The 8937-nt window shown below is 51.8% G+C and carries 7 protein-coding genes; all 7 read left to right on the top strand.

Annotated features, from left to right (window positions below; genetic code table 11):
* The first annotated feature begins 112 nt into the window (after positions 1 to 112).
* Positions 113 to 1774 carry an Ig-like domain-containing protein gene (locus FD28_RS10370; RefSeq protein ID WP_057734985.1) on the top strand — a complete coding sequence of 554 codons (1662 nt, stop codon included), beginning with the start codon at positions 113 to 115 and terminating at the stop codon, positions 1772 to 1774.
* A gap of 214 nt (positions 1775 to 1988) precedes the next feature.
* Positions 1989 to 3131 (top strand): MFS transporter, encoded by a 1143-nt coding sequence (locus tag FD28_RS10365; protein ID WP_057734984.1) that lies wholly within the window; start codon positions 1989 to 1991, stop codon positions 3129 to 3131.
* Positions 3132 to 3329: 198 nt separating this feature from the next.
* The gene (locus tag FD28_RS10360; protein WP_057734983.1) at positions 3330 to 5312 is read left to right on the top strand and encodes an elongation factor G; all 1983 of its coding nucleotides are present in this window, start codon (positions 3330 to 3332) and stop codon (positions 5310 to 5312) included.
* Between the two features lie 186 nt (positions 5313 to 5498).
* A complete protein-coding gene (locus FD28_RS10355; RefSeq protein ID WP_057734982.1) occupies positions 5499 to 6194 on the top strand; it encodes a GntR family transcriptional regulator in 696 nt (231 codons plus the stop codon).
* 19 nt (positions 6195 to 6213) lie between these two features.
* Positions 6214 to 7218 carry an ADP-ribosylglycohydrolase family protein gene (locus FD28_RS10350; protein ID WP_057734981.1) on the top strand — a complete coding sequence of 335 codons (1005 nt, stop codon included), beginning with the start codon at positions 6214 to 6216 and terminating at the stop codon, positions 7216 to 7218.
* 191 nt (positions 7219 to 7409) lie between these two features.
* Entirely contained in the window at positions 7410 to 7868 is a 459-nt protein-coding gene (locus FD28_RS10345) for a hypothetical protein (RefSeq protein WP_057734980.1), read from the top strand.
* A 132-nt stretch (positions 7869 to 8000) separates the two neighbouring features.
* The gene (locus tag FD28_RS10340; protein WP_057734979.1) at positions 8001 to 8840 is read left to right on the top strand and encodes an SDR family NAD(P)-dependent oxidoreductase; all 840 of its coding nucleotides are present in this window, start codon (positions 8001 to 8003) and stop codon (positions 8838 to 8840) included.
* Positions 8841 to 8937: the final 97 nt, after the last annotated feature.

The raw sequence follows: 8937 nt of genomic DNA, 5'->3' as shown, positions 1-8937 counted from the left end.
AGTAAAGGCCCGGTTTCCCGGGCCTTTACTGTACAATTTAACTTTCAACCTTTAGAATACAGGTTTCAGTCTGCAACCAGACGATAATTACACTTACGTCAAGCACGCTAAAATGTTGACAACGGCAACGGCACATTCGATTGTGGATGTCTTTAACCCGATGGCTTCTGATCATTTTCAATGGGCGCAAACAGTGGATGAGGGAAAAACTTGGACGGACGTGGATGGTGCTAATCAGGCTGATTTAACGATCACACCAGAAAGCGTGGGAACGGTCTATTATCAGCAGCGATTTCGGTATTATGCGGGAGTCCCGCTTTTTTGGCCCTCAACCTATTATTCTCACGTGGCCGCGCTGACCACCTTGCCAGCTCCCGTCCCGGCAACGGCTCTTTCGGTCAAGACAGATAACGATTATCTGTACAATAATCAGGAGGGTCAGAAGACCTACGTTCACGCGACGCCGACACCCGCCAATGCGACGGGAAGTCTAAGCTGGTCAAGTTCGGATGAGCAACTTGCGACGGTTAAGTCGACGGGAGAGGTAACGGCGAATACTAGCGGTAATAAAGGGACGGTCTTTATCACAGGAACCATGACAAATGACGATGGCACTAAGGTTTCTCAGAAGGTGGCGATTGAAATTGGCGGGGGGATCGATGATCAAACCGTTAACGAGGGTCAGTCGGCAACCTTCCAAGTTCGCGGAAATTTCGATCAAGCCCCTAATTCGGTTACGTGGCATCGTGTTGATGGTCATGGTGACAAGGTCATTAGTCAGGGGAATCAGCTGAGCTATACACTCGCAGCCACTCAGCAAGCAGATGACCAAGCGCAGTACTATGCCGTGGTGACGGTTAAAATGAAAGGTGCTTCAGACCAAACGATCACGACCAACCGCGCAAGATTAACGGTAATCCCCAATCGAACGCCGATGGTTAAGATTGACAATACCATTGAAAACCTGACGAATGCCTCCGGAAATACGCCAACACAATTGGCCAATGTGGTTGATGGCGATGTTTGCCGGATCGACAGTACGGTTACAGATACAAATTTGGCGTCAACCTTAGTTGAGGGTGACTACATGGTTAAATTGCCGAGTGATGTGACGAATACGGTTATCACGGTCGATGGCCAGAAGGCGTATTACTACCCAGTGTCAGATGAATCAGATACGATCATTGTTGCAAGTGGGCAAAGCTTTGTTGGTCATAAACAGCACAAATTTTCGATTGAATTTATGACCCATAAGACGCAGGGCTTATCCTACACGACGAGTGTGCAATTGATGGGCTATGCTGATACCAAGCGCAACAAAGACCTAGGGACATACAGTGGCAACAAGGTTGGATTGAACTTCACAGATGGTAACTTGCATCTGGCTGCCAACGACGTTGATTTTGGTAGGATTGCGATGGAAGACCTCGGCAAGGTATTTCCGGGCAAGGTTGCCGGCGGAGGGGACCTCTTGGACGTGACGGATTATTGTCGTAAAAAGGAGGACACCAAGATCGACCTCAGTCAAACGGCACCGTTTAGCAGTGGCCTGACGCATTTGAATGCCAGTCTAGGCTACGATTCAGGCAAGGGAGCACCGTTGCGGCCGCTATCAAGCGTGCCCCAAGAGGTGACTACGATTCCGGCGGGAACGATCGCATTTGCCATTGGCGGGAATCAAGGTCAGAATCTGGCGGTTAAGGTAGCTGATGGTGGCTTCACGCCCGGAAGGTATACGAGTCAGATCTTGTGGACAGTTGTCTCGGCGCCTTAGTCATTGTTTCATGTGAAACAATGTGGCTGAAAAGACACACTGCCCCTTGCACAAACGGGCCCCAATGCGCTACACTTTTACTTAACTTAATACGATATCGGAAGACTAATTAGTTAGATAAGGTGCTCAGCGGAGCATCGGAGGGTTGCGGCCAGATAAGATGTGTCATTAATCTTATCTGGCCTTTTTTTGTCTTCACGGGAGGATTGGGAAAATGGAAGAATCATATTGGAGTCGAAATTTCATCCTGATTTTGATCGGGAATGCCTTGCTATTCATGGTTTACAACATGCAGGTGCCGGTGTTGCCACTATATGGTAAGCAGCTGGGGTTAACGCCCGCGCAGATCGGGGTTTTCGTGGGGGCGATTATGTTTGCCGCCCTAGTCACGCGGCTGTTTGTGCCCTGGTTTTCGGCGCACTTTAGCAAACGGCTTTTGTTGGTGGTGGGGATTCTACTGTATCTGTTGGCTGCGGTGGGATATCCGTTACTGAGTAGTTTTGGTTTGCTGGTGCTCTTGCGGTTGTTTAACGGCTTGGGACATGGGATTACCACAACCTACTTTGCCACATCGGCGGCCGATGAGTTGCCACACCAGAAGATCGGCGAGGGTATGGGCTACTTCGGAATCGGGACGATGGTGACGGCCTCCTTAGCGCCCTTATTGGCGTTGGCAGTCGTTCATCACTATGGGTTTACGGCGTTTTTTCTGACCTGCATCGGGGTCTTGTTTGCGGCTATGTTGGCCATTATGGGGACGACCAAACCAACGGCACCAGCGGCTAGAGCTAAGGCCACGGCGCCGGTATTTGACCGACAATTCTTACCACAGTGCGGCCTGGTCTTTATTCTGGGGGTCTTGATGAGTGGCGTCATGACGTTTACGCCAATTTACGCGGAGATTCAGCATTTAACAACGATCTCGGGCTTCTTCTTCATCGCGGCGGTGGCGGGGGTCGTGATTCGGCCGATCGTGGGCCGGATGTTTGATCATCGTGGACCGCGCCTGATCCTTTTACTGAGCACGGTGCTGTTGACGCTGGGAATGGTGCTGATTGCACTGATCGATCGGAACTGGCTATTGTTGCTGGCGGGCGTGTTCTACGGTGTGGCCGATGGGGCCATTTACCCGACCCTGCAGGCGTGGCTCTTTAAAGTGACGTCCATTCACAATCGTGACACGGCAACCGGAATGTTTTTGAACGCCTATGACTTGGGGATGGGACTTGGCGCCGTCGTTCTCGGCTGGGTCGTGGAGGCCGTGGCTTACCGGGGGATGTTCCTGATTCTGGCGGTAGTGGCGTGCGGCTATGTTGCACTGGCGTTGGGGTTGAGTCGGGGAACGAAGCGAATCTAAGATGTTAAAAATTAACCAAAAGTCGGTGATCACTTGCATGTGGTTACCGACTTTTTAGACGCTGTAATCCCGACGCTTCGCTAATGGCGGCTGGGATAGTATAATGGTTAGGAATGACTGGTTCCAAGCGTTTATGATGCTTGTTGAGCCAAGGTGTTAGTGAATTTAAACTAAAGAAATCAAAGGAGTAAATCAACCATGAAACACATCGTAGCGGGGATCGTCGCCCACGTTGATGCCGGTAAAACGACGCTTTCTGAAGCGTTGCTCTACCGGTCCGGCGCGTTGCGACAGTTGGGGCGCGTCGATAACGGCGATGCCTTTCTCGATCCCGATGACTTGGAAAAACAACGTGGCATTACGATCTTTTCACATCAGGCCAGCCTGCAGCACGGCAACCTGGATTTGACCTTGCTGGACACCCCGGGACACGTGGACTTTGCTTCCCAAACGGAGCAGGTGCTCAGCGTCTTGGACTACGCTGTCCTGGTGGTTTCGGCCACCGATGGCATTCAGGGCTACACCCGGACTCTTTGGCGCCTACTGGACCACTATCGGGTGCCCACTTTTATTTTTGTGAATAAAATGGACGCGGACACTGCCGACCGTGAGCGGGTTCTGGCACAGCTCCAGCAGGTCTTCTCCGCGGGGTGCATTGCCTTCAATGACGATGCCACGGCCGATGGGGCCATTCCCGCCGCATCCTACGAAGACTTGGCCATGCAAGACGACGCGGTTCTTGAAGGTTTCCTGGACACCGGCACCGTGGCGGATGAGACCGTCCGTCGCATGATTCAGCGTCGGGAAGTCTTTCCCTGCTACTTTGGGGCGGCTTTGAAATTGGATGGGGTGGATAGCCTCTTGGCGGGGATGGATCAGTGGACGCAGGCGCCGGAATACCCAGCAGAATTTGGGGCCAAGGTTTTCAAAATTTCTCACGACGACAAGGGCGAGCGGCTCACCTGGTTGCGGCTAACCGGGGGCGTTTTGGCCAACAAAGCTGAGATCCTAGACGAGCAGAAGGTCAATCAGATCCGGGTCTACAACGGCGCCAAATTTACCATTCAACCGACCGTTTCTGCTGGCATGGTCTGCGCGATTCCCAATCTAACGGGGACGCACCCCGGTCAGGGACTGGGGGCGCAGGCGGCCGGTCGCTCGCCGGAAATTCAGCCGGTTTTGAACTACACACTAGACCCTAAAGGCAATGATCTTCACAATTGCCTGACCATTTTACGGCAGTTAGAGGATGAAGATCCGCAGCTGCACGTGGTGTGGTCGAGCCAACTCCAGGAGATTCGCGTTCAGATCATGGGCGCCGTTCAGCTGGAAATCCTACAACAAATTTTGCGCGAGCGGTTTAACTTGGATGTGGACTTTGGTGCTGGAAGCATTCTCTATAAGGAAACGCTGACGCAGGCCGTGGAAGGTGTGGGCCACTTTGAACCGTTGCGCCACTATGCCGAGGTTCATTTACTCATGGAACCGGCACCGCGGGGCAGTGGCGTTACGTTTGCCGCGGACTGTGATTTAGAAGTATTAGGCAAAAACTGGCAGCATCAGGTCTTGACCAGTCTGCGGGCTAAGGAACACCTCGGCGTCTTGACGGGGTCCCCCCTGACGGACGTTAAAATTACCCTGATTAGTGGTCGCGCCAGCATTGTTCATTCGGTCGGTGGGGACTTCCGGGAAGCCACCTGGCGGGCGGTTCGCCAAGGTTTGATGATGGCTAAAACGCAGGACCACACGCAGTTGCTGGAGCCGTGGTATCGGTTCCGACTAGTGGTCGGTCAGGAGCAGGTTGGTCGGGCCATGACCGATGTGCAGCGTATGCATGGGCAGTTCGATACGCCGGATTCGACCACAACCGCGGGTGAAGCCGGTATGACCGTTCTGACGGGAACGGCGCCGGTGGCTGAGATGCAGGGCTACATTCAAGAGGTCAACGCCTACACGCACGGTCAGGGACAATTGGAATGCTTGATTGACGGTTATCGGCCGTGTCACAATGCAGCGGAGGTCATAGCGGCGCAGGACTATGACCCCGTTGGCGACCTGGAGAATACGCCGGGGTCCGTCTTCTGTGCCCACGGTGCCGGCTACCCCGTCCATTGGGATGACGTTCCCGGGATGGCGCACGTGGATTATGTGTATACGGCTGATGATTTGGCAAAACTATAATCATCGTTTTTAAACTAAAATTGTGAAGCTAGCCAGTTACGTGTGTTCACGCGTAGCTGGCTTTTTGGTCAGCGAAATTCGGCGACTAAGTGCTGGAATAATGCGATTGTAAGCGCTTGACATTTTTGGATAAGCGGTTATGATGTACTTGAGTACTCAAGTAATCGAATTTAAGGAATGATCAAGATGGCCATTATTAAACGAAAACGTAATCAAAGCGTACGGGCACAAATCGTTGCCGATATTCAGAGCGCTATTTTAAAGGGCATGAAGACCGGCGATCAGCTCCCCTCTGAAGCCGACTATGCGGAACAGTACGGCGTAACACGCTCAACCATTCAAAAAGCGTTAAAGGATTTGGAAGACTTACAGATGATTGATCGGGTTCAGGGTAAAGGCAGCTTTGTTAAGCAGAAGAATCCCAAGATTGATATGTTTAATTTTAAGGGATTTTCCGACTACGCCTTACAGATGGGCGCGGAACCCGTCACGAAGGTTTTGAAAAAAGAGATTGTTGACGACCAAGAGCTGGTCCTACAACGGTTGCGGGGAATTAACACCGGGGGCAACACGATTCAGCTGACTCTAGATGAGTCTCACCTGGATCTCACGGCTTTTCCGGGGCTGGACCAGGTTGATTTTGCCCAACAGTCTTTGTATCAGACCTTAAGAAAGAAATTCAACGTTTACCCGGCAACGGCTAACCTATTGGTCTCACCAATCATGCCGACTGCCGAACAAGCAACCTTGTTAGAGGTGGAGGCGCAACAGCCATTATTACAGGTGACCGGCCAAGTCAGGACCAGTGAAAATGACCTGGTTGAAACCATTAAGGTCATCTACAGTAGCCAATCTAATTTTAAATTTGTCGTTGGGGTTTAAGAGAAAGGAAAGTCATTTGATGAAAAGAAATCGAGATAAAGTATTAGGAACGCTTTACGGACAAGCCATCGGGGACGCCATGGGGATGCCCTCCGAGCTGTGGCCGGTTGAAAAGATTCGCCAACAATTTGGCGGTTTAATCACCAAATTCTTGGATGGGCCACAGAACAACGATATTGCCCTGAACTTCACCAAGGGGCAGTACACGGACGATACCAATCAGGCCTTAGCCATTTTGGACTCCCTGATTGAGACCGACTGGCAACCGGATCAAAAAAATCTGGTTAAGCACGTAATGGCCTGGGCCGATGCCGTGGGCGCTTGGGATAACAATATTCTGGGACCCAGCAGTAAGGCCGCATTGAAGGCGATCAAGGCAGGGCAAGACCCCGCGCCAGTGACGGCAACGGCCCTGACCAATGGTGCCGGGATGCGGATTGCGCCAATTGGGACGTTATTTACCCCTGATCAGATCAATGAGTTGGTTCAGATGGTCTATGAGGTCAGCCGAATCACCCATTCCAGCGATGTTGCCGTGAGTGGGGCCAGCATGATTGCCGGGGCGGTAACGGCCGCAATGGCGGACTATGACTGGGATGACATCATTACCTACGCGCTCAATGCCAACGACCTGGGCTACCACCTGGGCCAGCCAACTTGGGCGGCTAAGACGCACGATCGCCTGTTACTGGGTGTCCGTTTAGCTCATGAATTTAGCGATGATGAAGTGAAATTCAGTCAGGCTATCTATGAGGTCGTGGGGACCGGGACTATGATTTCGGAAAGTATTCCAGCCGCTTTAGCGATTGCCTACTATGCCCAGGATGTTAAGACCTGCGCGCTACTCTGTGCCAACCTTGGTGGCGATACCGATACGATTGGTGCGATGGCAACGGCAATCTGCGGGGCTAAGAATGGCGTGGCCGCTATTGATCCTGAATGGCGTCAAACCATTGACCAGGAGAACCCTCAGCATGACATCACGGCCTACGCCGATCAGATTTTGAGTTTTAAGACGAACTAGTCTTGGGATTATTAGCACCGCACTACAACTAAATAAATAAGGAACCGCGGCGTGATTTTATTGACCAAAATCACGTCGTTTTTTGATGGAACGACATAATGTGTCATCGGCGGTGTGTATAATTCAAAAATGAGGTGGCGGTTCAACGAGAGCCTGCCTCAAAGTACATAAATACGGGAAGTAGGGATGTTATGTTTAAGAAGTTTATTTGGCTCGGTGCACTGATGATTGTGGGGGTAACGGGTGGCATCGTCGGCACCACGCAACCCGCCGCAGCAAGATCGCCGAAGACCTTGCATGGCATAAAATACACGCACACCACGCCGGTGCGGTCGCGGGGAACCTGGTACAACTGGGACAGTAATATCGGGGCCAACAAGATCATCGTGAAGAAGCACCAGGTCAAGTGGTATTACCGGCAACACAAGAAGGGCAAGTGGCAGCATCAACAGACCCTGACCGGGAAGAAGCTTTACGTTTACCGGCAGACGGTGAGCCATAAAAAGATGTTTGGCTTCTACGCGGCCTACGAGGATGACTTTAACTTCTTCTACACGGGCACCAAGAAGATCAAAGGCAAGACTGTGAAGTACATGTCCTCCGCCGGGATCTACACGTACTATCATTCTTGGAAGTACGCGATTCGCTAAGCTAATTAGGATTGGGACCGGTGCCGTCGCAGTCGAGCAGATTTAAATGATGTTGCGCAACCTTTTTGCTTGACCTCAACCCGACTCTAGGTAGTATGCTGGGGTCATTCAAAATTTAGGAGCGTGATTGATTTGACAAAAACATGGGTAATTACGGGAACTTCAACGGGTTTTGGGAAATCCTTGGCCATTTACTTGGCGCAAAAGGATGATGTGAACCTGGTGGCAACGGCCCGGCACACCGACCAATTGGCCTACCTGGACCAGTATGATCACGGCCAAATTTTAAAGCAGACGTTAGACGTGACCAAGCAAGATGAGATTGCGGCAACGGTGAAGGCCGTTAACGATAAATTTGGCGGCCTCGATGTCTTGATTAACAACGCCGGCTTGGGTTACTTCGGGACCTTTGAGGAAAGTGATCGGGACGCCGTTCGCTACATGTTTGACGTGAACGTCTGGGGCTTGGTTGACATGACTCGGGCTGTCCTGCCTACGATGCGGGCCCAAAAGTCCGGGATCATTGTGAACTTCTCCTCCATTGCTGGGCTGGCTTCCTTCCCAACCTTATCGTTCTACCACGGTACCAAGCACGCCGTTGAAGGAATCACGGATTCCCTGGCGCAGGAAGTGGCCGATCAGGGGATTAAGTTCATGTTGATCGAACCAAGTGGCTTCCGAACCGATTGGGCGGGGCGTTCGTCTCAAAAGGCAATGCCTAAGATTGCGGCTTACCAGCAGTTCGCGGACAGTATTGAAGGAAGTAAGACCGGTGCGCACCATGAAGCCGGCGATCCCGACAAGGCCGCAGCGATTATCTACGACCAAGTCACCAACCACGCGGCTGATCTGCCCCTACACTTACCCCTCGGCAAGTTTGCTTCGGACATGGCCATCGCCAAGTATGAGAAATCTCTGGGTGAATTCAAGGCGGAACGGGATCTCTCCATTTCGGCTGATCAACCCGAATAAACTTAAGAATCATGAAGTGGGCCTGACACCTTGTTGGGCCCATTTTTTGAGTGGTCGAGATGTTTCATGTGAAACATCTTTAGAATAGGTCTAGTGC

It is taken from the genome of Levilactobacillus hammesii DSM 16381 (assembly GCF_001434395.1).
GTDB classification, from domain to species: Bacteria; Bacillota; Bacilli; order Lactobacillales; family Lactobacillaceae; genus Levilactobacillus; species Levilactobacillus hammesii.
Note: the sequence above shows the minus strand (reverse complement) of the source record. Positions and strands in the feature narration are given on the sequence as shown.